Genomic DNA, 22135 nt, shown 5'->3' with positions numbered 1-22135 from the left:
ACGCATGTCCGCCTATGTCGTCGTCGAAGTCACGGTGAAGGATCCGGAGACCTACGAGCGCTACAAGGTGCTCGCCCCGCCGACGATCGGCCTCTACGGAGGCCGCTATCTGGCGCGCGGGGGACTGACGGAGGCGCTCGAGGGCGGATGGAAGCCGACGCGGCTGGTGCTCCTCGAGTTCCCCAGCGTGGAGCGGGCCCGGGCCTGGTGGAACTCGCCCGAGTACGCCCCCGCCAAGGCCATGCGTCAGGCGAGCGCCGACACCGACATGGTGCTCCTGGAGGCCCTGCCCCCGGGTGCGGATCCCGCCGCCCGGAAGTGAGGGCGGAAGGCTCCCGGCGTACGCGCTACTTCACGCGCTTCATCGGCGCCTGCAGCTCCGACGGCAGGTGCTTCGCGTCGGGGTTGCAGCCGCCGCCCGCGGGCCGGGCGCCGAAGTACAGCTCGTCCCCCGCCACCTTCACCACGTCCTGCTCCCAGGGGCAGGTGTTGAAGGAGAAGACGGCCGAGCAGCCGTTGGTGCTGGTGACGTCCTGCTCCTTGCCCACCTCCCACTTCTTCGTGCCGCACGTGCCGGGCGCCGCGCTGTTGAGGTACTGCGCGAAGCCCTCGGCGAGCGGGGTGAGCTTCAGGGTGGCGAAGAGGAAGTGCGCCGGAGAGGCCCCCTTGGTCGCGCCCTCGGTGTCGATGACCTGCGAGCGGACGACATAGGGGCCCGTGAAGAACACGCGGGACACCTTCTTGGCCTCATCGCACGTCTCGTCCGCGTAGAAGGTGATGGTCGCCTTCGAGTCCGTCTTCGTATAGGTGAAGTCCCGCTTCACGTAATACTTCTGCTCGCCCGCGCCCGGGCGCACCTCGCACTGCGTGGACTTCCAATGTCCCACGAGGCTCGGGGGCTCGGCGGCGAGCACCTGCCCGGAGAGGCACAGCGCGGCAACGGTGGCGAAACGGATGGCGTTCATGGTGGCTCCTGGAAGAAGGCCCGCGACTCCATGTCCGGGCCTTCGATGCGTGAGCACAGTAGGCCTGGACAGGGATTGAATCGACTGAAACCCTGTCACTCTCCCCATGAGCTCCCTTCACATCGACCTTCGTGACCTGAACCTGCTCGTCGTCCTCGATGCCGTGCTCACCGAGGGCAGCAACCGCGCCGCCGCCGCACGGCTGGGCGTCACCCAGTCCGCGGTGAGTCATGCCCTGGCGCGGCTCCGTCAGCGGTTGGGAGATCCACTCGTGGTCCCCAGCGGGGGGCGCATGGTGCCCACGCCGCTGGCCGAGTCCCTCGCTCCCGCGTTGCGCGAGGCCCTCGAGCGGCTGGGGGGCGCCCTGCGCGGCGTGCGTGATTTCGACCCGGCCTCTTCCACGCGCACCTTCTGGCTGTCCTCGGCGGACCTGGCGGGCATGGTGGTGCTGCCCCCGCTGATGCGGGAGCTCACCCGCGTGGCTCCCGGTGTCTCCGTGCGCATGCGGGGGCCGGCGGAGAACACGCTCCAGGCGCTCGAGCGGGGCGAGCTCGACGTGGCGCTCGGCATCTTCCACGACGTCCCCGCCGCCTTCCGCCTCCAGGCGCTCATCCGCGAGCGCTTCGTGTGCGTGGCCCGCGAGGGACACCCCGTCACCCAGGGCCGCTTCACCCTCGCGCGCTATCTGGAATACGGCCACGTCACCGTGGCGCCGCTGGGCGGCACCGGAAGCATGGTGGACGAGGTGCTCACGCGCCTGGGCAAGTCACGCCGCGTGGTGGCGGCCGTTCCGCACTTCTTCCTCGCGCCCTTCCTGGTGGCCCAGACGGACCTGCTCCTCATGGGCCCCGAGCGCATGGCGCGCCTGCTCGCCCCCGCCTTCGGGCTCGCGCTGCTGCATCCTCCCGTCGAGCTCGAGGGCTTCACCTTGAGCCAGCTCTGGCACGAGCGCGTGCAGCACGACGCGGCGCATGTCTGGCTCCGCAAGGCCATCGCCGAGGCGAGCCGCCAGCCCTGAGGACCCCTGGAATCTATTCACGAAGGGGGAGCTTTATGATGAACCGGCGAGTATTTCCGGTATGTTATGTCGTAGAATCTATTCAAGAATCAATTCAGGAAACCCTTCACTTCTTCGTGGAGGACAGTGGCTCCTTCGTACAGGACGTCGTGAAGCTGAGACTCGCTCCAGTCTACGACATGCTCCCAATGGTCTTCGCGCCCAAGGGACCAGCGTTGTGGAATCCCGCTTCGAGCCACGGCCTCCCACCGCGAGCAACCTCGATGTCTGGCATCACGCCGCGCGCTGTGCGGTGACGTATTGGAATCAGCTCGTGGCTTCGGCCGAGCTCAGCGACGGGTTTCGAGCGCTCTGCACCCGCTGCCGGGATGAGGTCGAGAAGCTGCTCGCGAGCCGGACCCCGGCCCTGTGATGGCGGAGGGAGAAGGGCGCTTGCTCAGACCTCGGGGATGTCCGCGAGCGCGAGCTTGAACTGCGCCGTCTTGCCCGCCTCGATGCGCACCGACAGCGTGCGCCGCTTGCCGTCCGAGCCCTTGATCCGCAGCTGGTACGTCCCCACGGGCACCGGCTTCTTGAACAGCGGCGTCTTCCCCAGCAGGCGCCCGTTGAGGAACACCTCGGCCCCCGTCTCCGGCAGGATGACCAGCGTCAGCGCTCCCTGCTTCACGGTACGCACGGGCTCGGCGGCCGCGGGAGCGTCCTTGTCGTCCTTCGGCGCCGGTGCCTCCTCCGCGGGCGGCTGCGTCTTCGCCAGCTCGCTCGGGGCCGCCTCCTCCGCCGGAGCTGGAGTCTGTCCGGGCGCATCGCCAGGCCGCTCGATGGGCCGCATCTTCGTCAGCTCGCTCACGGGCACGGGGATGGGCGCCCCTGTCTCCTCCTGCTCCTTCATCGCCCCGAGCAGCTTCACCGCGCCCAGGCCCAGGCCTCCGCCCAGCACCAGCAGCACGGCGATGATTCCCCAGAACCGCCCCGCTCCCGCGCGCTGGGGCTCCGCCGGGGAACGCTTCTCCTTCGAGGACACCCCGGACACCGGCTCCCGCGTCATCACCCGCCGGCCCGTGGTCGTCACTCCCGTCGCCGAGACCTCGCCCGGGTCCGCCTCGCGCTCGCGCCGCACCCGCTGTGCCGGTGGCTGTGGCTGTGCCTGCGCCGGCCGCTTCGCCTCCGCTGGCACCAGCAGCCGTGTCTCCTCGTTCTGCGGCGGCGGGGGCCGGGGTGCTTCCGCCTTCCGCGGCCGCGCCCCATCCGTCTCCCCGGGCTGCGGCTCCTTCACCTCGTCCGCGCTCTGCAGCAGCCGGCGCGTCACCTCCATGCGATCCTGGAAGTGCTCCTGCATGAAGGCCGCGCGTTGATCCGCGTCGAAGAGCAGCCGGCCCGCCGCCGCTTCGATGGCCCGCGCCATGTCCCGGCCGTTCGCGTAGCGCTCGTCCCGCTTGCGCGCCAGCGCCTTGAGCACCACCGTCGATACTTCCTGCGGAATCTCGCGCACCAGCGCCGAGGGCACCGGAATGGGCGCGTCCAGGATCATCTCCATCTCCTGGATCTCGCTCTCCGCGGCGAACAGGCGCCGCCCGGTGAGCATCTCGTGCAGCATCACCCCAGCGGCGAACAAGTCACTGCGCCCATCCAGCGTCTCGCCCCGCACCTGCTCGGGGGACATGTACCCGGTGGTGCCCTTCACCATGCCCGCGTGGGTGCGCACCAGCCCGTCGCGCGCCTTGGCGATGCCGAAGTCCAGCAGCTTCACCACCCCGTCGTACGTCACCATCACGTTCTTCTGGGCCACGTCCCGGTGGACGACGGGGTACGCCTTGCCGCCCGGCGTGGTGAAGCCGTGCGCGTAGTGCAACGCCAGGCACACGTCCCGCACCGCCGACAGCGAGAAGCCCAGGGGCAGCGGCTTGCCGCGCCTCTGCCACACCGTGGCCACCTGGTTGAGGTTCTGCCCCGCGATGAACTCCATCGCCAGGTAGAGGCCGTTGCCGTCCCGGCCCAGCTCGAACACCTGGCCGATGTTCGGGTGGTTGAGCGCCGCGGTGATGCGCGCTTCATCCAGGAACATCCGCTCGAAGGAGTCGTCGCCCTGCGCGTCCGGCAGAATCCGCTTGAGTGCTACATACTTGCGAAACCCGCCCGGCCCCGAGGTGAAGCCCAGGAACAGCTCCGCCATGCCCCCCACCGACAGCTGCGCGAGCACCTGATACCTTCCAATGCTCTCGCCCCAGTGCACATCCACGGGGGGGTGATTCGAGGACGATGGGGGGGCCCCTTTGGGCGGTGCGGACATGGGCCGAACCATAGCCCACGGGCCCTGTGGACGGCCTGTGGATGGAGCCGGGCGCCGCTGTGGATAACCCCCCGGCTGATCCACCCCCTGTGGATGGCCGGGGATAAGCGCCAACTTCCCCACATGTAGCAGATTCTGGATTCCTCAGTGACTCCGAGAGGTTACGGACTTTTCCACAAGCCCACAGCCCCTGCTGTCATCACTGATCAATCTAATACTCTCTTCATACAGTGAAGAAACAGCGGGCCCTGGGGACAACTGCGGACCGTGGACGAGCGCCCCCGGGCGGGAGCTTCCGTGGCCCTCCCGGCGGCTGCCCGGGCAGTCAGTGCGGAGCGCGGACCAGGGAGACGAGGGTGAGGCGGGCGCGGGGGGCGTCGAGCTCGATGTTCACGTCGCAGCCGGCTAGGAGGAACTCGAGGGTGACGGGCCCCTGGCGGGGCAGAAGGCAGCGCTCGTGCCAGGCCTGGACGGCCAGCCGGAAGAGCTCGCCCAGCAGGGTGTGGCGGGTGTCCGCGGGCAGCAGGTCCATCCGCGACTGGAGCGCGAGCGGGATGAAGACGGTGAAGGCCTGCGCCAATTGCTCGGAAATGGCGGATTCGATGGAAGCCATGTCTCCGGACCGTGCGAGAAGCGTACCGGGGGTGGAGTCCGTGATTCCGGGGGTTTGGACGGGCTCCCCTCGGGGCAGGCCGTAGAAACGCCAGGGTGGACGAGGGTGGGGTGGTGAACGCGGGGGCGCGGGAAGCGGGGGCGCACCCCTCCTCGGTCCGAGGGGCGAGGCCTATAGGCCAGGGTGGGGGCCACGCATGAGGCGCGAAAGCAGGACAGGCGGAAGGTGGCGGCTGGCGGTACTGCTGCTGGCGGGGCTGCTGGGGGCCTGCCGTGAGCAGGAGCCGCCGCTGGTGGGCTCGGCCAGCCGGGTGCGCTTCTCGCGCGAGGGCGTGGCCTTTCCGGCCACGTACGTGGGTGCCTGGCGCGAGGACGAGGTGCGGGTGGTGGGCGCGGGCCGCTCGGCGACGCGGGTGGTGTGGAGCCGGGTGGAGGGGCCCTTCGCGGTGGAGGGGCTGCCGGAGCGGGTGGGGCCCTCGGAGGAGCCGTCGGTGAAGGTGCGCTTCACCCCGGAGGGGCCGGGGGAGTTCTCGGCCACGCTGGTGGGCACGGACGAGGCGGGCCGCACGGTGACGCTGAGTCTGTCGGGCGAGGGCCGGCCGGCGCCTCCCTGTCCCACGCCGGTGGCCTGTCACCGCTTCACCTTCGATCCGGTGCTCGAGCAGTGCGTGGAAGCGGTGGAGGAGGACGGCACGGCGTGCGATCCGGGCAACGCGTGCGTGCTGGACGCGGTGTGCCAGCAGGGCCGGTGCAAGGGCCGCGAGCGGGTGTGCGACGACGGCAACGCGTGCACCACGGACGTGTGCAGCCCGCTGGACGGGTGCCAGTCGGTGCCCGCGCCGCCGTGCCCGGGGGATGGGGCATGCCAGGAGGGCTGGTGCGATCCGCGGCAGGGCTGCCAGCTGAGGCCCGCGCGCAACGGCACCTTCTGCGGCGAGGCGCGCGGGTGCGAGCTGGCGGACGTGTGCGTGGAGGGCGCGTGCGTGAAGAGCAATCCGCCGGATGGCTTCGTATGCGCGCCGGCCTCGCCGTGCCAGGGCGAGGGCAGGTGCCGGGGCTCGCAGTGCGTGCGGCCACAGGCGGTGCCGCTGCTGCCGGACTGGACGTACGACGCGGAGGCGGCGGAGCAGAAGCTGCACGACTTGCTGGTGGGCCCCGGGGGAGACGTGACGCTGGCGGGCTTCTTCGCGAAGCCGGTGCTGGATGCGGCGGGGGACGCGCCGATGCAGGCGCAGGTGACGGGCCGGCGGTGCATGTTGTGGAACGAGCGGCTGCTGTGCATGGACCTGCCGCAGCAGGGGAAGGTGTCGCTGATGGAGCGCTCGACGGCGGCGCCGCGCTGGAGCTTCGAGCTGGCGAGGGAGAGGCCGGACATTGCCCAGCAGGCCTCGACGCTCTTCATGGCGAGGCTGGCGGTGATGGCGCCGGACCGGCTGGCGGCGCTCTTCGAGGCGTACCCGGCGGGCCAGGACTCGAGGACGCTGTGCCGGCTGTATTACCTGGTGGTGCTGGACGCGGCGGGGGGGATGGTGTCGGCGCAGCTGCTGGAGGATCCGCTGCTGTCCGAGTGTAACCACCCGCACCCGTTCGGCCTGGCGTCGGACACGGCGGGGGACCTGTACGTGACGTTCTCCCCGACGGTGAACTCGGGGGCGCCGTTGAGGGCGGGGGCGCCGACGCTGGTGATGGCGTTCTCGCCGGACGGGGTGCCGCGCTGGAGGAAGACGCTGCCCTTCCCCGGAGGCGAGCTGGGGCTGGTGCGGGGGCTGCTGATGCCGGAGGGAGGCACGGAGCCGCTGCGCACGTCGGACGGCGAGCCGGTGGGAGCACTGCCATTGAAGCTGGGACGTGCGGTGGCGACGCGCGGGGTGCTGGTGCCGAGCCCCGAGGGCGCGACGGTGAACCCGGATGGGGTGCCCCCGGAGTCGAGGAAGCTCGAGGGGTACGCGGTGCCGGGGCTCGGGGCGGCGTGGACGTACGCGCTGCCGGCGGGAGCGAGCTTCGTGTCGAAGGAGCTGCGGCTGGGCACGTGGCCGGAGGGTGGGGTGCGGCGGACGATGGTGCTGGGCTTCGCGGCGGAGGGCCCGGCCAGGCCGGTGCTGGTGGGGGTGAGGGCGGAGGACGGGAGCGAGGCCTTCCGGTGCGAGCTGGGCTACACGCCGAGGACGGTGCCGCAGCTCTTCGAGCTCGGGCCGGGGACGCTGACGATGATGGACGGAGCGACGACGTGCGGCGAGTGCGATCCGCCGTTCTCGGACAGCAGGGCGCGCTTCCAGCGCTTCACACTGCCGGGGCTGGAGCCGGCGCAGGAGCCCTGGCCGGGCACGTTCGGCGGGCCGGGACATGATCACCACGAGGACCCGGTGCGCGCGGCGCCGTGAGCCGAGCCGGAGCTACTTGTCAGGTGGACTACTTCGTGGGTAATATCCTGACGGAAGGCGCCAGGGCTCTACCCTGTAGGTCCAAGTCATGGGCAAGCAGGCGCGGGCCTTTCCGCCTGCCCGTTTCGCCTGGAGCGAGACGGGTGGCTCCGTGTTCACGTTCTGAGAGGTGATTCATGTCTCCCGTACCCGCTCTGCTCCCCACTCCTTCGGATATCGAGCGGCTCATCGATCGGCTTCCCGCCGAGCGGCGGGCGCGGTTCCACTGGGCACCCGAGCGCTTCCGGCGGATCCTCGATCGGCTCCTGGTAGGCAAGGTGACTCCGGAGGTCATCCAGCGGGCGACGGCTGAGTTCGTTCAGGCCTGGGGTTCGCTGGCCGGTGATCTCCAGTCCGGTCTCTCCGAGAACTTCTCCGAGGTCATGCCGGGCCTGGAGCAATCCCTGCTCAAGTTGATGAGCTACTTCCAGGGATTGCCCGCCGCGGAGGGGATCGAGTGGACGCTGGGAGTCTTGAAGAACGCCTCGCGGGACTGCTCCCAGGTGAACCCCAAGCACATGACGGTCCTGACTGGGATTGACGATCCCATGAGCCTTCTCGAGGCACAGATCATCCTCCTCGCGGTGCTTCAAGCGGCCGAGCGAGGCATTCCGCCAGAGCGCCTGGAGGAACTGGCCGAGACCGCCTATCTCGAGGCATCGGAGTGGGTTCATCTCAAGGCCACCCAGGGAATCGATCTCGATCCGCTCAACAGCCTCACGCCCGAGCAGCGTTTCGCGAAGCTCTTGCGGTACCTCGATGATCTCCGAAAGATCCTCACCCCCGAGGATCTCGCGGTCATGTCGCAGGCCCGTCGCACTTCTCCGCTCTTCTGATGGGTCTCTACCTTCTCGATACCAACGCTTTCACGGCGCTCTACGATCCTCGTACGGCTGAACGGGCGCCCCGCTTCCACTCCACCGTGTGGGGGCGTGTCTCGCGCGACAAGGAGGTGGCGATTCCCTCTTTCGTGCTCTACGAGTCACGTCGAGGGTTGGAAGAGCTCATCCTGCGCAACGAGGGCCGGGCAAGGATTGCGGCTTTCGATCGCGTGATCAGTACAGCGAAAATCCTGAGCCTCGATTTCAACGACAACGACGGTTGGTTCAAAGCCGCGAATCTGTGGGCCCGGGACAAGTTGAAGGGCACCAACCTCGGGGAAGGGGATCTACTCGTGGCGGCAACGGCCCTCCTGTACGAGCGGAAGCTCGTCACCGCCGATCAACCCCTCATCACCGCTATGCGGGTTCTCGGCCTGGACGAGGTCCTCGACGCGCATCGGTGGGAGTGAATCCATCTCCGCATTCCGCCAGGCGTCGCTCCGCGTGAAGGATGCCCGCGGAGCATCCGGGGGAGCACCCGTGCCCCTCTCGTGTCCGCGCCCCTAGCTTGTGGGGTGGCGACGAAAGGCAGGTACCGCGTGACACAGCCCCCGTTTCCCAGGCGCGCTGTCCTCGCTCCGCTCGCGGTGGTGCTCGTGCTGGGCATGAGCCCGCTCGCGGCGGCCGAGGTCACCGTCTCCGTCCGAGAGCCCCTCCTGCTCCAGGTAGGCGAGCGTCAGCTCGAGCTGCGCATCGAGCCCGAGTCCATCTCCGGCGCCGGCCTCCAGCTGCGCCGTGTGGAGGGGGGCCTGAGCGGCACCCTCGAGGGCCAGCCGGTGGAGCTCCGGTGGGACGAGACCGGCGACATCACCGGCCGGGCGGCGGGCCAGTCCGTGGACCTCACCGCCGTGCCCCTCGCGGCCCAGGCCGGGTTGAGGATGAGTGGCTGGTTCGGCGGGGACACGGCCGAGCTGGCGCTCACGCCCACCGCCCTCTCGGGCTCGGTGGGAGGCTGCGGCTACTCGCTGTCGCTGGCCGCCAACCGCTACTCGGGCTGGCGCACGTGCGACGCCACCCGCGGCCCTCCCGTGCCTGTCACGCTGCGCATTCCCGCGAACATCGTGCCGCTCGGGGCCGCCGAGGAAGGCGCCCTCCTGGCCCTCCTGCTCTCGGCCGAGGCCCTCCCGCCGGCCTCCTCTCCGGGCGGGACGGCGGGCGGGGACGGTGCGCGCACCCCATCTCCCTAGGGGATACGCACGAACAGGAGGCTCCCATGGCACGCAAGGCGTTGGCATGGCTCGCCGTGCTCGGGCTGGTGGGCCCGGCGGGCGCGCAGGAGGTGGTGGGCGGCGAGCGCGGCAACGTCGACGCGCAGCGGCTGCCCGAGGACATCCCCGACGACATGGAGGCCTTCCGCCAGACGCCGTTGTCGGACGACATCCCCGCCACCTCCGAGTCCTCGCACGCGGGCGTGGGTGGCTCGGGGGAGGCGGGCACCGCCCAGCCGCGCCAGGGCGAGCTCTCCGGCGAGGTGGTGCGCGTCCAGGGCGATCAGCTCTGGCTGCGGCACGCGGGGAGCGTCTTTCCGCTCGCGCTCACGCAGGACACGCGCTTCACCCCGGATCGCCGTCAGGCGCTGCGGCCCGGACAGGAAGTGCGGGCGAGCTACACGCTGGGGGATGAGGGTTATGTGGTGAACGCGCTCGAGCCGGTGCGGCAGGCGCCGGAGCAGGGGGAGTCGGGGAAGGAACAGAAGGCGCGGCCCCCCGGCGTACCGGAACGGTGACGAGGCGAACGGATTGCGTGCACCCGGAGTCGGGCTGGGGTAATCCCGCGCCTCGTGATGAGAACCGGGGAGAGCGATGGCGGACCGTCAACCTGGGAGCAGGGGCCCGCGGCGGGTGGGAGTGAGCTCGCGTCGACCATGCTGATGCCGAACGAGGCCGCCTCCATCGTCTTCTGCCGCGAGCTGCTGCCCCTGGTGTCGCGCACCTTCGCGTTGAACATCCCGGTGCTGCCCCGGCCGTTGGACACGGCGGTGATGGTGGCCTACCTGCTGTGCCGGGTGGCCGACACGCTGGAGGACGAGGCGCACGGCCCGACGAGCACGGCGCTGCTGGCGGAGCTGGCGCGGCTGACCACGCTGCCCGGGGGCTGGGAGGCGGACGCGAGGCGCTTCCGGGAGGAGGCGGTGCGGGTGCTGCGCTCGCAGGCGCCCGAGGCGGAGGTGCGGCTGGTGGAGGGGATGCCGCGGGTGCTGGAGGCGCTGGCGCTGCACGCGGTGCCGGTGCGCGAGCACGTGGCGGCGTGCGTGGCGACGATGGCCGAGGGCATGGGGAGGATGGGGGACAAGGGCCGCGCCTCGGGAGGAGGCCTGGGGCTGGCGAGCCTCGAGGAGACGCTGGAGTACTGCTACTACGTGGCGGGGACGGTGGGGGAGATGCTGACGCGGCTCTTCCAGGGGTACTCGCCGGCCATCGCCACCCAGGCGGCGGCGCTGGAGCCGAGGGCGGTGGCGTTTGGCAATGCATTGCAGCTCACCAACATCCTCAAGGACGTGTGCGAGGACCTGGAGCGGGGAAGCTGCTGGCTGCCGAGGACGCTGCTGACCGAGCACGGGCTGACACCGGAGACGCTGCTGGAGCCCGGCAACCGGCGCGAGGCGATGAAGGCGCACGGCAAGCTGGTGGCGGTGGCGCACCGGGAGCTGCGCAAGGCCTTCGAGTACGTGATGTCGCTGCCGCGCGAGGAGAAGGGCATCCGGCTGTTCTGCCTGTGGCCGCTGTTCCTGGCGGTGATGACGCTGCGCAAGCTGCACGGCAACGAGGCGGTGCTCGAGCGCAAGCCGGTGAAGGTGTCGAGGCGGACGGTGAGGTGGGTGATGGGCTCGACGAAGCTGCTGGTGACGCAGGACGCGCTGCTCAAGCTGATGTTCGCCGCGCTCACCGCCCCGCTGCCCGCCTAATTCCACGGCAGCGCCGAGCGTTTCGCCCAGTAGTCCCCGGGGGACTCGACGAGGCCGCGCAGCTTCTCCTGCTGCGCATTCCCGAGCTTCACCTCCAGCGCGCGCACGTTGCTCCGCAGTTGCTCCACGGTGGTGGCCCCGCTCAGCACCACCGAGACCCACGGTTGCGCGAGCACCGCGGCGATCGCCACCACGTCCATCGTGACACCCAGCTCCCCGGCCAGCTCGCGCAGGGGCCGCAGGGCCTCGTCACCGTCATTGCGCGCCGTGAGCCGCCCGTTGGCCACGGCCTCCTTGATGATGACGCCCCAGCCCGCGGCATGGGCCTCGGCGAGCGCGGGGCCCGCGGAGCGCTCGAGCAGGTTCCACGTGGCCTGCACGCACGAGAACACCGGTGCGCCTCCCACGCGGAGCTCCAGGGCGCGCCGTAGCACCTCCGCCTGCTGGGGCCCACTGAGCGTCAGCCCCACGCGCACCCCCGAGTCCCTCAACCTCCCGAGCTCCTCGCGCACGCCCGCGTCCTCGAGCACCCCGCTCTCGAAGGTGGCCGAGTGCACCTGGTACAGCCGCAGCCACGGTCCGAGCAGCGTCTGGCTTTCTCCCCACTGGCGCCGGAGGTTGGGCAGCGAGTGGTCCTTCACCTCATGGCGCTCGGCGTCCACGCGCCAGTCGGCGGTGTACGTGTAGCCCCACTTGGAGCCCACGACGACGTCCTCGGGGCGCAGCCCACGGGCCTTCAACCACGAGGCGAGGAAGGCCTCGGCGCGGCCATACGAGCGGGCCGCATCCAGGTAGCAGAGGCCCGAGCCGTACGCGGCATCGAGCACCGCATGGGCCTGGCGCTCCATGGCCTCGACGGAGCGGCCCTGGCCGAGGTCCTCGCCATGGCCGAGGGTGATGTACCCGGGGCGGCCGAGCGCGGCGAGTCCGAGGCCCAGGGGAGACACGGCGGGCCCGGAGGCCCCGAGGGTGCGTGGCATGGGCCCCTGCGTACCCGAAGCGGCCGGGCGCGGGGAGCCTCGCGTGGCGGCACTGCGGGAGAGTGGACGGCCGGCCTGTGGAGAACTTGGGGATGGCTCAAGCCAGCTCACCACCCAGAGGAAACCCGGCCAGGAAAGGCCTTCCTGTAACCGAAGAGGGCTGAGCCACTTATCCACAAGATATGAGCAGACGAATCCGACGCGGGGTGTGGCTGCTGTTGCCGCTGCTGGGGCTCGGGGGAGTGGTGGCCACGGGAGCCGAGCCCGGGCATTCGCACGAGGAGGGCCCGAAGGTGTACGCCGTCCACAAGACCGAGGAGGAGTGGAAGCACCAGCTCTCGCCCGAGCAGTACAAGGTGCTGCGCCAGAAGGGCACCGAGCGGGCCTTCACGGGCAAATACTGGAACAATCACGCCGAGGGCACCTACCACTGCGCGGCGTGCGGACAGCCCCTGTTCAGCTCGGACACCAAGTTCGAATCCGGGACGGGCTGGCCCAGCTTCTGGCAGCCCCTCACCCCGGGCGCGGTGGAGAACCACGAGGACCGCGGCTTCCTCATGGTGCGCACCGAGGTGCTGTGCAGCCGTTGCGGCTCGCACCTCGGGCACGTCTTCGAGGATGGCCCGGAGCCCACCGGCCTGCGCTACTGCATGAACTCGGCGGCGCTCGACTTCCGGCCGAAGGCGAAGTGAGACCTACTTCCTGGCCACGGACAGCAGCAGCTTTCCGCGCCCGTGGCCCGTGTCCAGCCGCCGGTGCGCCTCGCCCACCTGCTCGAGTGGGATGACCCGCTCGATGAGGGGGCGCACCTGCTTGCGCTCGAAGAGGGGCGTCATCTCCTCCAATCGCTTGCGCTCGCGGGTGAGGAAGACGCCGTGGAGGGTGATGTTGCGCGGGTAGAAGGCGGAGATATCCCCGTTGACGCCGAGGATGGTGGCGATGCGTCCGCCGGGCCGCGTGGCGGGGATGCTGGGGATGACGTTCTTGCCCGCCGTATCGAAGACGGCGTCCACGCCCTGTCCGCCCGTCTCGCGCAGGGCCACCTGGGCGACGTCCTCGCTCCGGTAGTCGATGGCCAGGTCCGCGCCGAGCTGGCGCAACGTGTCCAGGTTGCCCGCGCTCGCGGTGGCGAGCACCCGGGCGCCCAGCGCCTTCGCTATCTGCACCGCGAACGAGCCCACGCCTCCGGAGCCACCGTGGATGAGCACCGTCTCGCCGACGCGCACCTGCATGCGCCGCACGAGCGCGTCCCACGCGGTGCCACACGCGAGCGGAATGGCGGCGGCCTCCTCGTGCGAGAGGCTCGGCGGCTTCTTCGCGAGGATGCCGGTGCCCACGACGTTGAGCTCGGCGTAGGTGCCCAGCGGGTTGTGGAAGATCTCCGGCGTGTAGAAGACCTCGTCGCCGGGCTTGAAGTCGGTGACGCCGGGGCCCACCTGCTCGACGACGCCCGAGGCGTCATAGCCGAGCACGACGGGCGGTTGGAGTCCGGCCCAGGAGCCGTCCTGGCGCAGCTTGGCATCCACCGGATTGGTACCGGAGACGAGCACGCGGACGAGCACCTGGCCGGGGCCGGGCGTGGGGGTGGGGACGTCGCGGACCTCGAAGAGCTCGGGGCCGCCGAAGCGGGGCAGGACGATGGCGCGCATGGGCGCCGAGGTAGCGCGGCGCGGGCCTCCGCTCAACAGCTGTCTGGGGGCAGCGTCCGCGGTCCGACGCATGGGCCTCCTCGGATGACTCGAATCCTGGCGGCCGCCCGTTTCACGCCGTGAGTGCGGAGCGGGCGAAAAAATCCGCCCATGGCCCGCGACTCCCCGTGCCTTGATTCCCCGGGGCGCGGCGAGCACGCTCGCGGCGTGCTGATGACCTTCCTACAGAGTCACCTCTCCCTGTCGCTGGGCGCCATGCTCATGCTGTGGGTGCTCGGCGTGAGGGCCCTGAGCGCGGATCCGCAGTCGCGCAAGGATTTGAGCACGGCGCTCGGCTTCCTGTTGGCGTTCCTCGTGCTCCACCAGGCCGACAGCGAGGCCGGCCCGCTCCTGCTTCCCCAGGCGCGGCAGATGTTGCGCGTGGCGTGGATGCTCACCCTGTGCTTCGGCGCCATCCGCGCGGTGTTGTCCTTCAGCGTCATCCTGCTCACCCTGCGCTCGCGCACGCCCATCCCCAAGATTCTGCGCGACGTGCTCGACGTGTCCCTCTCCGTCCTCGCCGTGCTCGTCATCCTCAAGACGCAGCTCGAAATCGATCTGACGAGCCTGCTGGCCACCTCCGCCCTCGTCTCGGTGGTGCTGGGCCTCGCGATGCAGGACACGCTGGGCAATCTCTTCGCCGGCCTCTCCCTGCAGCTCGAGCGCCCCTATCAGGTGGGCGACTGGGTCACCATCAAGGAGGTGACGGGGCGCGTGGTCCAGATTGCCTGGCGCGCCACGCGGATTGAAACGCCGCGCGGGGAGAGCATCACCCTGCCCAACAACGTCTGCTCCAAGGAGGCGGTGAAGAACTACTCGCGGGGCGGGCAGCCTGTGGCGGTGGACCTCTACGTGCACGCGCCGTACGAGCGGGCGCCCAACGAGGTGAAGGCGGTGGTGCTGGAGGCACTCGAGCACGTGCCCCTGCTGCTGCGCGAGCCCGCGCCCACCTGCCGCGTGTGGGGCTACGAGGAGGCGGGCATCCGCTACCAGGTGCGCTACTCCGTGGAGGAGTTCGGGCAGGCGGAATGGGTGACGGAGGAGGTGTACACGCGCCTGTGGTACGGCTTCCGGCGCGAGGGCATCGACCTGACCCATCCCAAGGCCCGGCAGCCGTTCGCCAGCGCGCCCGCGCCCGAGCTCCCCGAGGAGGTGATCGCCGAGATGTTGCGGCAGGTGGACCTCTTCCAGGTGCTCAAGGAGGAGGAGCGCGCGAGGCTGCGGCGGGAGATGGTGCCCAAGCGCTTCGCGAAGGGCGAGCACGTGATTGAGCAGGGCGACGAGGCCGACACCTTCTACCTGGTGGGGCGCGGGGAGCTGTCCGTGCGCACGCGAGCGGGCGTGGAGGTGTCGAGGCTGACGCGAGGCGACTACTTCGGGGAGATGTCGCTGCTCACGGGCGAGCCGCGCACGGCCACGGTGGTGGCGCTCACGGACGTGGTGCTGCTGGAGCTGGAGCGGCCGGTGTTCGCGCGGCTGTTCGACGCGCACCCCGAGCTGGCGCCGAAGCTGTCGGGGATGCTGGCGCAGCGGCGCACGCAGCTGCAAGCGGCGATGGCGGCCTCGGGAGAGAGCCTGGAGGTGACGGAGGAGCACCACATCCTCGGGCTGCTCAAGAACATCTTCCGGCTCAACTGAAACGAGAAGGGTGGAGGCGCGAAGCCCCCCCGGCTCCATGCCTCCACCCCGTGACTCGTCCGGCTGCTCTCTCTTCGTAATCGAAAGGCTACGGGTAGATCACCTGCGAGCCGCCCGAGCTGTTCACCTGAACGCTCTGCGGCTTCTTGGCCGCCTTCACCGTGGAGCCACCGGACAGGTTGCCGTTGATGCTGCGCTCGGGCGCGGCCTCCACGCGCGTGCCGCCGCTGGCGTTGACATCGAGCGACTCGGCCTGGAGCTTCTGCGCCTCGATGACCGAGCCGCCGCTGCCCTGCACCTCCAGCTCACCCGTGCGGCCCGAGAGCGACAGCTCGGAGCCGCCGCTGGCGTGGATCTCCGCCTTCTTCGCGTCCACGCCGGTGATGCTCAGCTCGGAGCCGCCGCTGGCCGCCACCTGGAAGGTGTCCGAGCGCGTGGCCTCGGCGTCGACGTGCGAGCCGCCACTGGCCGCCACGCTCTCCACGCGCGGGTTGGTGACGTAGAGGCGCACGTTCTTCAGGCCCTTGGAGAACCAGGAGCCCTTGTCCACCTGCGTCGTCAGCACGCCGTCCTTCACCTCGAGCTTCACCCGGGCCAGGTCGTCCGGACTGCCCTCCAGCCGCACCGACTTGGCTCCGGCCTTCACCTCGGCGTGGATGCCGTGGCTCACCGCGACGCCGCGGAAGTCGGGGACCTCGAGCTGTCCCTTGGGGGCGGCGGCCTCGCCCTGCGCGAAGACGGGAGCGGACACCAGCAGGGCGACGGGGAGCAGCAGGGAGCGGAGCATCATGGCGGTAGGGACCTCGGGAGAAGGGAGAGGCGCGCGGCCTCGTCTCACCCGGAGATACGCACTGCCCTCGAAGCCATTGCACGCGGGCCGCCGGGCCGCTCACTCCTGCGCGAGCTTCGACAGGGTGCCGCGGATGGAGGTGACCTGGCCCGCCTTGATTTCCGTGAGGAGTTTCAAGGGCTTGCCGTCGGGGCCCACGAGCCGGAGCGCGTACTTGCCCGGGGGCAGGGGCACCCGGAAGAGCGGCGTACCGCCCAGCGAGCGGCTGCCCAGATACACCTTCGCGTACGGCTCCGTGGCGAGCGTCAGGAAGCCCTTGTCCGCGGAAGGCTCGGACGGGCCCGAGCGCTCGCGCTCCAACGCCTGCCAGGCCTGGTTCGCCTCGTCGGCGTTCATCACCTGCTCGGGAGCCGTGTCCGCGTCCGTCGTGGGGGAGGTGGAGGTGGCACCCCGCTGCTGCTTGCGGCGCGAGCCCGCCGCCGCCTTGGCGCGCTTCGACGGTGACGAGGCCTCGTCCTTCGCGACGATCTCCGCGCGCGGGGCCGCGGCGAGGGCCTCGGGCTGGGCCGGTGCGGGTGCGGGCTTCGCTTCGGCCTGGGCCGGTGGGGGCTCGGGGGCCTGTGCGGGCGGGGCCTCGGCTCGTGCCTGTGCGGGCGGGGCGTCGGCCTGGGGCGCCTGGGACTCGGAGGTCTGCGCCGGCTGCGCCAGCTGAGCTTCAGCCGGGGGCGCGGAGGCGGGCGGGGGCTCAGCGGCGGGGGCGGGCTGGACCTGGGCCTCGGGCTGCGCCGGAGGTGCTTGCTTCAGCGCGGCGGGAGCCGGGGGTTGGGGCGGGAAGAGGCGCGAGGACAGCAGGCCCCCATCCATCCGCAGCGCGACGAGGGCCGCGGCCCCACCGGCGAGCAGCAGCAGGAGCAGCGCGGCCACCAGCACGCCCCGGCCGGAACGAGCGGGCGCGGGCGGCGGTGGGTGGCCGGAGGCCGTGGGGAAGTAGTCCTCGGGATCCTCCTCGGTCGGCTCGAGGGCCCCTGGCCGGAGGCGGCTCGGCGAGGTGTCCTCCTCCGTCGTCTCGCCTTCGAGCATGACGGGAGGCAGGGAGGGAGCGGTGCGGAACTCCACCGCGTCGGAGTCGGGCTCCTCCGCGAGCGGCGGGGCGAAGGGCGAGCGCATGACGGGCACGGTGGGCCCATCCAGGTTCGTCGAGCGCTCGGGCAGCGGGGCCGGAGCGGGCGTGGTGACGGCGTCCAGGTGCGACGGCGACTTGCGGGCCGGGCGCGTGGGGTTGTACCGGGGGAGCGTCTCGTCCGGGGTGACGGGCTGCTCACCGGTGGCGCGCGGCGCCCGCATGACGGCCGTCTTCAGGTCCACCTCGCCCTCCTCCGCCTCCTCGGGCGCGGGGGGCGGGGCTTCGGAGCGGCTCGGGCCGCGGCGCGCGGGGACGGGCTCGGGCGTCGCGGCGCGCGGGGTCTCCGGCGGCACGGGCGTGCGGATGGAGGGCCGGGCCGGCTCCAGCGTGGGCGCGTTGAGCTGCGTGGGGGGCTCGGCCACGAGGCCCCGGGCGGGGCGGGCGCGGGCCGGGGGCTGCGCGGCCCGCCGCACCTGGGTGTCCTCGGGAGGCGGCGGCGGAGGTGTGGCCGGGGGCGGAGGCGGCGGCACGGCCCGGCCCTGGCTCTCGGCGATGAGCTGCGCCGGCGGCTTCGTCACCACCGAGTACGAGACGAGAGCGAGCTCCGTTTCCTCCGAGACCACCGCTGGGGTAGGGCTCGGGAAGTGGGGCGCGGAGACGCTGGGCAGGCGCGGCCCGGGAGGGGTGCGCGAGGGCGTGGCCTGTCCCGCCGCTGGCGTCGGAGTCCTCGGAGCGGCCCCGGCCGGAGCGGGCGCGGGAGGCGGCGTGGCGGGCGCGTCCTTGTCCGAGAAGTGCTGCGCGAGCTTCACCTCACCCGTGGCGGGGCGGCCGCGGGCGAGCAGTTGGCGCGTCTGCTCCCGGCGCTCGGCGAAGAGGCGGCGCAGCAGCTCGCCGCTCTGCTCGGGCAGCCAGATGAGCGGACCCACCGCGCGCTCCAGCTCGCGGGCGAACTCCAGCGTGGTGGCGTACCGGTCGTCGCGCTTGCGCGCCAGCGCCTTGAGCACCAGCGCGTCCAGCTCCGCAGGCAGTGCCTTGTTGATGCGCGAGGGCTCGGGGATGGGGTTGCGCAGCACCGCCTGGCCCACCGCCGCGGGCGCCTTGCCCGGGAAGAGCCGCATGCCCGTGAGGCACTCGTGCAGCACCACGCCCAGGCTGAACAGGTCGCTGCGCGCATCCAGCGGCTCGCCGAGAATCTGCTCCGGCGACATGTACCCGCTGGTGCCCTTCACCATGCCCACCTGCGTGCGGCTGGCGCCCGCCAGGTTCTTGGCGATGCCGAAGTCCAGCAGCTTGGTGACGCCCTCGTACGTCACCATGATGTTCTTCTCGGCCACGTCCCGGTGGATGACGGGCGAGGGCTGCCCGAGCGCGTCCGTGAAGGTGTGCGCGTAGTGCAGCGCCAGCGCCGTGTCCCGCGCCGCCGCCAGCGCGAAGCCCATGGGCATGGGCTCGTGGGTGGCCAGGCACACCTTGGCCACCTCCAGCAGCGTGGCTCCCGGCACGAACTCCATGGCCAGGAAGAGCTCGTCCCCGGCCACGTCCAGATCGAACACCTGCGCGATGTTCGGGTGGTTGAAGGCCGCGGTGACGCGCGCCTCGTCCAGGAACATCTGGACGAACTCCTCCTGATCGTGGATGTCCGGGAGGATCTTCTTGAGCACCACCGGCTTGTGGAAGCCCGCCAGGCCCCGCCGCGTCGCGAGCAGGATTTCCGCCATCCCGCCCGTGCTCAGGCGACAGAGCACCTCGTAGTTGCCCATCTGCCTGCCGCGCACATCATCCGGCGCGAGGGGGAGCTTCGAACCAGCCATTCGAGAAAACCCAGCTTACAGGCCCGGTGGCCCGCGAGTGAAGGACGCCACCGTGATTTTCGCGTGACAGCGCAAACGTAGCGGATTCTACCTACATGTCCGGTGCGGTGGGCTCCATCCGCGGGCCAGGGTGAAGGCACACTGAGCCACGGCGTGTGTTCGCTTCTCAAGAATTGGCAGAACGCGTGCGGAGGGGGCGTGGGGCCCGGCCCTGGGCACGAGGGGGGCGGCTCGCAATCCCTACCCGGTGGACAATGGCGCTGTTCACTCTTCATCGCGTCGCGGGGCCGGGGTTGGTCCGCAACGCTTCCACGAATCCCACCTCCCCGGTCCCGCTGCAAGCCCCGAGGCGTGTGTCCACATTGGCGGAATCGAAAGTCAATCCTGACAGCTGGTACTTCGGTGAATCTGAAAACTTTCACTGGTCACGTAATCAGGCTCTCCACGACAGACGGAGTTCCCATGGCGATGGAGGAAGCGGAGCGCATGCGAGCCCGAGAGAGTGTCCTGGGCTACCGCATGGGTCCAGGACTGTTGGCGGTGGCGTCGGTGGAGGGCGAGCAGCCCTCGGGTGGGAGACTGGTGCAGCTGTCGCCGGAGCACCTGACGGTGAGCCTGTCGAGGCCCACGGAGCTGAGGCCGGGGCAAACGGCCAACGTGCTGCTGGGGCTGGGGGCGCAGCGCACCTCGCTGCGCGCCGAGGTGATGAAGGTGCACGTGCCCGGGCCCGAGGCGCCGCTGGAGCTGAGCCTGCGCTTCGTGGCGCCGCCGTTGGACCAGGGGCGGCACATCGTCTCCATGCTCGAGGGCTGGAGGGACCTGGGCCAGCTGGAGACGCCGCGCTCGAGCCCCATCTGGACGGAGCGCATTACGCGGATGGACCGCATCGGCCGCATCTTCGAGGCGCTGACGGCGCGGCGGTGCCGGGGCATGGCGCGCTCGCCCTCGGGGGACGTGGAGCTGATGGCGGCGTTGTATGACAAATACGACGGGCGGGTGTCGTGGGAGGCGCGCGGCGTGCTGCCCTCGGGGCCCTTCGCGCTGGAGGTGTTTGGCTTCAGCTCGGTGATGCACTTCCTGGTGGAGCACGCCACGTACGAGGACGGGCTGTGGAGCGTGCCGCTGCCGCGCGAGGTGGTGCGCTACCGGCACCGCAAGCTGCGCCGGGCGGCGGCGCGGGGCGGGTGCTCGGCGCGCTTCGGCCATCCGCTCTGGCCCCAGGTGCGCGTGGAGCGCGAGCTGATGGACTTGTCCTACGAGGGCCTGTGCTTCGCGACGCAGCCGGGGGAGGACCTGCTCTACCCGGGGCTGATGCTGCCAGAGCTGGAGGTGGGGCTGCCGGGGCGCGAGCCGGTGCGGGTGCGGGCCGAGGTGCGCAACATCACCGGCACGGCGGTGGGCCGGCGCTGCGGCATCCGGGTGCAGCCGGTGAACGAGCGCGAGGCGGCGCGCTGGCGGCTGCTGGTGGAGGAGCAGAGCCACCCGAACACGCGGGTGACGGGGGAGTGGGACCAGGGGACGTGGGAGCTCTTCGAGCGCTCGGGGTACTTCCGGCTGTCGGGCAAGAACCCGGCGCACTTCGCGCGGCTGCAGGCCGAGTACCGCGACGCGCACGAGCGCCTGGAAGGCCACCCGCGGCTGGGCTACCGGGTGGTGCGGCCGATGCCGGGCCCGGGCAATGACACGGTGGAGGCGAGCCTGTCGTGGCTCAAGCCGTACTCGGGCAGCTGGCTGGCGCATCAGCTGGCGCGCCACATGCCCGGCGGGGAGAAGCCGCGCTCCAACACGGCCCGGGACGCGCTGCGGGATATCTACCTGCGGGGCTTCGAGCCGGCGCAGAACGACCCCGAGGTGAAGTGGTTCCTCGCGTACTGCGAGGCGAACGTGAGGTGGGTGCGCTTCACGGCGTTCGACTTCGCCGAGTGGTACCAGCACACGGGGCAGGCATGCATGGTGCCGTTCCGCTTCATGGAGGCGGACGCGCGGCGCGAGTGGCCCATGCCCGAGGGCTTCAGCCTGGGGGCGCCGACGGAAGAGGAGCGGGTGGCGCTCTTCGAGCGGCTGAAGGCGACGCGGCCCGAGGCGTACCGGGAGGCGTTGGACCTGGTGCCGGAGCGGTTCGATCTGGCGGAGCTCAAGCGGCAGTGGAGCGAGGCGAAGCTGACGCGCGAGCGGGACGTGCTGGTGGCGCGCAAGGACGGGAGGGCGCTGGCGGTGGGCGTGCTGGAGACGGCGCACCCGGGGCTCAACCTGTTCCACGTGCTGGACGGGCTGCGGATCGTGCCCCTGGTGGACGAGGGCTCGGAGGAGGGGCAGGAGGCGATGCTGGCGCTGCTGGCGGGAGCGGCGGAGTGGTACCGCGCGCGAGGCCTGGACGTGTTCGTGCACTACGTGGAGACGGAGCACACGGCGTACACGCACCAGGCGCAGCTGGTGGACCTGGGCGAGGGCCGCATCTGGATTCTGTCCGCGCAATTGCTGCCGGACTTCATCGAGCACCTGTGCGAGGCGACCACGCCGCGCGGGGATTTGTGAGGGTTTTCACCGCGGGGAGCGGTGGCGCTCGGCGACGCGGTAGAGGTACGTGAGGGAATGGTCCAGCAATGACTCGCACGAGCGCAGGTAGTTGCGCGCGCGGAGCATGGGCAACCAGGCCCGGTCGCCGAGGGGGTTCATGTCGGAGCCGCGTGACACGTCGTCTCCCGAGCCAGGGCCTTCACGGCCGATACGCGCCGCCCGCGCGCACTTCTTCCGCTCGCCCTTCGCCTTTTTCTCCCTGTGCGCTCTGACCTTCGGCGCCTCGGGCCTCTTCCTGTCAGGACTTCACCCCCAGGACATGGCCGGCCTGCGGGTTGTGGCACGTCAGGCAGTCGCGCGGGTTGGGGAAGTACCAGTCCTGGGTACGCCCTCCTTCGGCCGTCCGGATCGCGATCGACTCGGTCTGGTCGTCGTCGACCAGCTCTGCGTCGTCCTGGGCGTCGTTCCACTTGTAGGTCACGCCATAAGCCGTCCCCCCC

The 22135-nt window shown here is 70.8% G+C and carries 21 protein-coding genes; 12 read left to right on the top strand and 9 right to left on the bottom strand.

Features of this window, described 5'->3' with window-relative positions; translation table 11 throughout:
• Positions 1–4: 4 nt before the first annotated feature.
• Entirely contained in the window at positions 5–322 is a 318-nt protein-coding gene (locus ACJ8AN_RS15045) for a DUF1330 domain-containing protein (protein WP_407756036.1), read from the top strand.
• Between the two features lie 25 nt (positions 323–347).
• Here the strand turns inward: ACJ8AN_RS15045 and ACJ8AN_RS15040 are convergent, their stop codons facing one another.
• Entirely contained in the window at positions 348–965 is a 618-nt protein-coding gene (locus ACJ8AN_RS15040) for a hypothetical protein (protein ID WP_407756035.1), read from the bottom strand.
• A gap of 106 nt (positions 966–1071) precedes the next feature.
• Between ACJ8AN_RS15040 and ACJ8AN_RS15035 the strand changes: the two genes are divergently transcribed.
• Together ACJ8AN_RS15035 and ACJ8AN_RS15030 are read left to right on the top strand one after the other, a co-directional pair.
• The gene (locus ACJ8AN_RS15035) at positions 1072–1983 is read left to right on the top strand and encodes a LysR family transcriptional regulator (protein WP_407756034.1); all 912 of its coding nucleotides are present in this window, start codon (positions 1072–1074) and stop codon (positions 1981–1983) included.
• A 217-nt stretch (positions 1984–2200) separates the two neighbouring features.
• Positions 2201–2395: a hypothetical protein gene (locus tag ACJ8AN_RS15030; protein ID WP_407756033.1), complete on the top strand. Its 195-nt coding sequence runs from the start codon at positions 2201–2203 to the stop codon at positions 2393–2395.
• Positions 2396–2419: 24 nt separating this feature from the next.
• On the opposite strand, the gene ACJ8AN_RS15025 is transcribed toward ACJ8AN_RS15030, so the two are convergent.
• Both ACJ8AN_RS15025 and ACJ8AN_RS15020 read right to left on the bottom strand, forming a co-directional pair.
• The gene (locus ACJ8AN_RS15025) at positions 2420–4219 is read right to left on the bottom strand and encodes a protein kinase domain-containing protein (protein WP_407756032.1); all 1800 of its coding nucleotides are present in this window, start codon (positions 4217–4219) and stop codon (positions 2420–2422) included.
• Positions 4220–4595: 376 nt separating this feature from the next.
• Positions 4596–4883, bottom strand: a complete 288-nt coding sequence (locus ACJ8AN_RS15020) for a hypothetical protein (RefSeq protein WP_407756031.1) — start codon at positions 4881–4883, stop codon at positions 4596–4598.
• Between the two features lie 196 nt (positions 4884–5079).
• On the opposite strand from ACJ8AN_RS15020, the gene ACJ8AN_RS15015 reads away from it, so the two are divergent.
• From ACJ8AN_RS15015 to ACJ8AN_RS14990, 6 genes are all read left to right on the top strand, one after another.
• The gene (locus ACJ8AN_RS15015) at positions 5080–7263 is read left to right on the top strand and encodes a tenascin-X (protein ID WP_407756030.1); all 2184 of its coding nucleotides are present in this window, start codon (positions 5080–5082) and stop codon (positions 7261–7263) included.
• Positions 7264–7439: 176 nt separating this feature from the next.
• The gene (locus tag ACJ8AN_RS15010; protein WP_407756029.1) at positions 7440–8138 is read left to right on the top strand and encodes a hypothetical protein; all 699 of its coding nucleotides are present in this window, start codon (positions 7440–7442) and stop codon (positions 8136–8138) included.
• Positions 8138–8593 (top strand): type II toxin-antitoxin system VapC family toxin, encoded by a 456-nt coding sequence (locus tag ACJ8AN_RS15005; protein ID WP_407756028.1) that lies wholly within the window; start codon positions 8138–8140, stop codon positions 8591–8593. The genes ACJ8AN_RS15010 and ACJ8AN_RS15005 overlap by 1 nt, the downstream gene beginning before the upstream one ends.
• A gap of 129 nt (positions 8594–8722) precedes the next feature.
• Positions 8723–9370, top strand: a complete 648-nt coding sequence (locus ACJ8AN_RS15000; RefSeq protein WP_407756027.1) for a hypothetical protein — start codon at positions 8723–8725, stop codon at positions 9368–9370.
• A 26-nt stretch (positions 9371–9396) separates the two neighbouring features.
• Positions 9397–9909: a hypothetical protein gene (locus ACJ8AN_RS14995; RefSeq protein WP_407756026.1), complete on the top strand. Its 513-nt coding sequence runs from the start codon at positions 9397–9399 to the stop codon at positions 9907–9909.
• Positions 9910–10047: 138 nt separating this feature from the next.
• Positions 10048–11088, top strand: coding sequence for a phytoene/squalene synthase family protein (locus ACJ8AN_RS14990; RefSeq protein WP_407756025.1), 1041 nt, complete (start codon positions 10048–10050; stop codon positions 11086–11088).
• Here the strand turns inward: ACJ8AN_RS14990 and ACJ8AN_RS14985 are convergent.
• Positions 11085–12068, bottom strand: a complete 984-nt coding sequence (locus ACJ8AN_RS14985) for an aldo/keto reductase (RefSeq protein WP_407756024.1) — start codon at positions 12066–12068, stop codon at positions 11085–11087. The two genes, ACJ8AN_RS14990 and ACJ8AN_RS14985, sit on opposite strands and share 4 nt — an antisense overlap.
• Before the next feature lie 182 nt (positions 12069–12250).
• On the opposite strand from ACJ8AN_RS14985, the gene msrB reads away from it, so the two are divergent.
• The gene (gene msrB, locus ACJ8AN_RS14980) at positions 12251–12760 is read left to right on the top strand and encodes a peptide-methionine (R)-S-oxide reductase MsrB (RefSeq protein ID WP_407756023.1); all 510 of its coding nucleotides are present in this window, start codon (positions 12251–12253) and stop codon (positions 12758–12760) included.
• Between the two features lie 3 nt (positions 12761–12763).
• On the opposite strand, the gene ACJ8AN_RS14975 is transcribed toward msrB, so the two are convergent.
• A complete protein-coding gene (locus ACJ8AN_RS14975) occupies positions 12764–13789 on the bottom strand; it encodes a zinc-dependent alcohol dehydrogenase family protein (RefSeq protein ID WP_407756022.1) in 1026 nt (341 codons plus the stop codon).
• Between the two features lie 78 nt (positions 13790–13867).
• Between ACJ8AN_RS14975 and ACJ8AN_RS14970 the strand changes: the two genes are divergently transcribed.
• Positions 13868–15394 (top strand): cyclic nucleotide-binding domain-containing protein, encoded by a 1527-nt coding sequence (locus ACJ8AN_RS14970; RefSeq protein ID WP_407756021.1) that lies wholly within the window; start codon positions 13868–13870, stop codon positions 15392–15394.
• Positions 15395–15482: 88 nt separating this feature from the next.
• Here ACJ8AN_RS14970 and ACJ8AN_RS14965 read toward each other — a convergent pair whose 3' ends face one another.
• Both ACJ8AN_RS14965 and ACJ8AN_RS14960 read right to left on the bottom strand, forming a co-directional pair.
• Complete coding sequence (locus ACJ8AN_RS14965; protein WP_407756020.1) at positions 15483–16184, bottom strand: head GIN domain-containing protein; 702 nt, start codon at positions 16182–16184, stop codon at positions 15483–15485.
• 99 nt (positions 16185–16283) lie between these two features.
• A complete protein-coding gene (locus tag ACJ8AN_RS14960; RefSeq protein WP_407756019.1) occupies positions 16284–19118 on the bottom strand; it encodes a protein kinase domain-containing protein in 2835 nt (944 codons plus the stop codon).
• Between the two features lie 486 nt (positions 19119–19604).
• Between ACJ8AN_RS14960 and ACJ8AN_RS14955 the strand changes: the two genes are divergently transcribed.
• Positions 19605–21653, top strand: a complete 2049-nt coding sequence (locus ACJ8AN_RS14955) for a PilZ domain-containing protein (protein ID WP_407756018.1) — start codon at positions 19605–19607, stop codon at positions 21651–21653.
• A 6-nt stretch (positions 21654–21659) separates the two neighbouring features.
• On the opposite strand, the gene ACJ8AN_RS14950 is transcribed toward ACJ8AN_RS14955, so the two are convergent.
• Positions 21660–21794 (bottom strand): hypothetical protein, encoded by a 135-nt coding sequence (locus ACJ8AN_RS14950; RefSeq protein ID WP_407756017.1) that lies wholly within the window; start codon positions 21792–21794, stop codon positions 21660–21662.
• A gap of 139 nt (positions 21795–21933) precedes the next feature.
• Positions 21934–22135 (bottom strand): hypothetical protein (locus tag ACJ8AN_RS14945; protein ID WP_407756016.1); only part of this gene is annotated, 202 nt, incomplete at its 5' end.

The sequence above is a fragment of the Archangium sp. genome, assembly GCF_045802675.1.
In the GTDB taxonomy this organism is placed as follows: Bacteria; Myxococcota; Myxococcia; order Myxococcales; family Myxococcaceae; genus Archangium.
The sequence above is the reverse complement of the archived record's forward strand: the minus strand, read 5'-3'. Positions and strand labels throughout refer to the sequence as shown.

Excerpts from the sequence above, each read along its gene's own strand:
- ACJ8AN_RS15020 (WP_407756031.1), bottom strand. The coding sequence starts at position 4,883 with ATGGCTTCCATCGAATCCGCCATTTCCGAGCAATTGGCGCAGGCCTTC.
- ACJ8AN_RS15015 (WP_407756030.1), top strand. The coding sequence starts at position 5,080 with ATGAGGCGCGAAAGCAGGACAGGCGGAAGGTGGCGGCTGGCGGTACTG.
- ACJ8AN_RS15035 (WP_407756034.1), top strand. The coding sequence starts at position 1,072 with ATGAGCTCCCTTCACATCGACCTTCGTGACCTGAACCTGCTCGTCGTC.
- ACJ8AN_RS14955 (WP_407756018.1), top strand. The coding sequence starts at position 19,605 with ATGCGAGCCCGAGAGAGTGTCCTGGGCTACCGCATGGGTCCAGGACTG.
- ACJ8AN_RS14975 (WP_407756022.1), bottom strand. The coding sequence starts at position 13,789 with ATGCGTCGGACCGCGGACGCTGCCCCCAGACAGCTGTTGAGCGGAGGC.
- ACJ8AN_RS14995 (WP_407756026.1), top strand. The coding sequence starts at position 9,397 with ATGGCACGCAAGGCGTTGGCATGGCTCGCCGTGCTCGGGCTGGTGGGC.
- ACJ8AN_RS15010 (WP_407756029.1), top strand. The coding sequence starts at position 7,440 with ATGTCTCCCGTACCCGCTCTGCTCCCCACTCCTTCGGATATCGAGCGG.
- ACJ8AN_RS14950 (WP_407756017.1), bottom strand. The coding sequence starts at position 21,794 with ATGAACCCCCTCGGCGACCGGGCCTGGTTGCCCATGCTCCGCGCGCGC.
- ACJ8AN_RS14970 (WP_407756021.1), top strand. The coding sequence starts at position 13,868 with ATGGCCCGCGACTCCCCGTGCCTTGATTCCCCGGGGCGCGGCGAGCAC.
- msrB (WP_407756023.1), top strand. The coding sequence starts at position 12,251 with ATGAGCAGACGAATCCGACGCGGGGTGTGGCTGCTGTTGCCGCTGCTG.
- ACJ8AN_RS14965 (WP_407756020.1), bottom strand. The coding sequence starts at position 16,184 with ATGATGCTCCGCTCCCTGCTGCTCCCCGTCGCCCTGCTGGTGTCCGCT.
- ACJ8AN_RS15005 (WP_407756028.1), top strand. The coding sequence starts at position 8,138 with ATGGGTCTCTACCTTCTCGATACCAACGCTTTCACGGCGCTCTACGAT.
- ACJ8AN_RS14985 (WP_407756024.1), bottom strand. The coding sequence starts at position 12,068 with ATGCCACGCACCCTCGGGGCCTCCGGGCCCGCCGTGTCTCCCCTGGGC.
- ACJ8AN_RS14960 (WP_407756019.1), bottom strand. The coding sequence starts at position 19,118 with ATGGCTGGTTCGAAGCTCCCCCTCGCGCCGGATGATGTGCGCGGCAGG.
- ACJ8AN_RS15045 (WP_407756036.1), top strand. The coding sequence starts at position 5 with ATGTCCGCCTATGTCGTCGTCGAAGTCACGGTGAAGGATCCGGAGACC.
- ACJ8AN_RS15040 (WP_407756035.1), bottom strand. The coding sequence starts at position 965 with ATGAACGCCATCCGTTTCGCCACCGTTGCCGCGCTGTGCCTCTCCGGG.
- ACJ8AN_RS14990 (WP_407756025.1), top strand. The coding sequence starts at position 10,048 with ATGCTGATGCCGAACGAGGCCGCCTCCATCGTCTTCTGCCGCGAGCTG.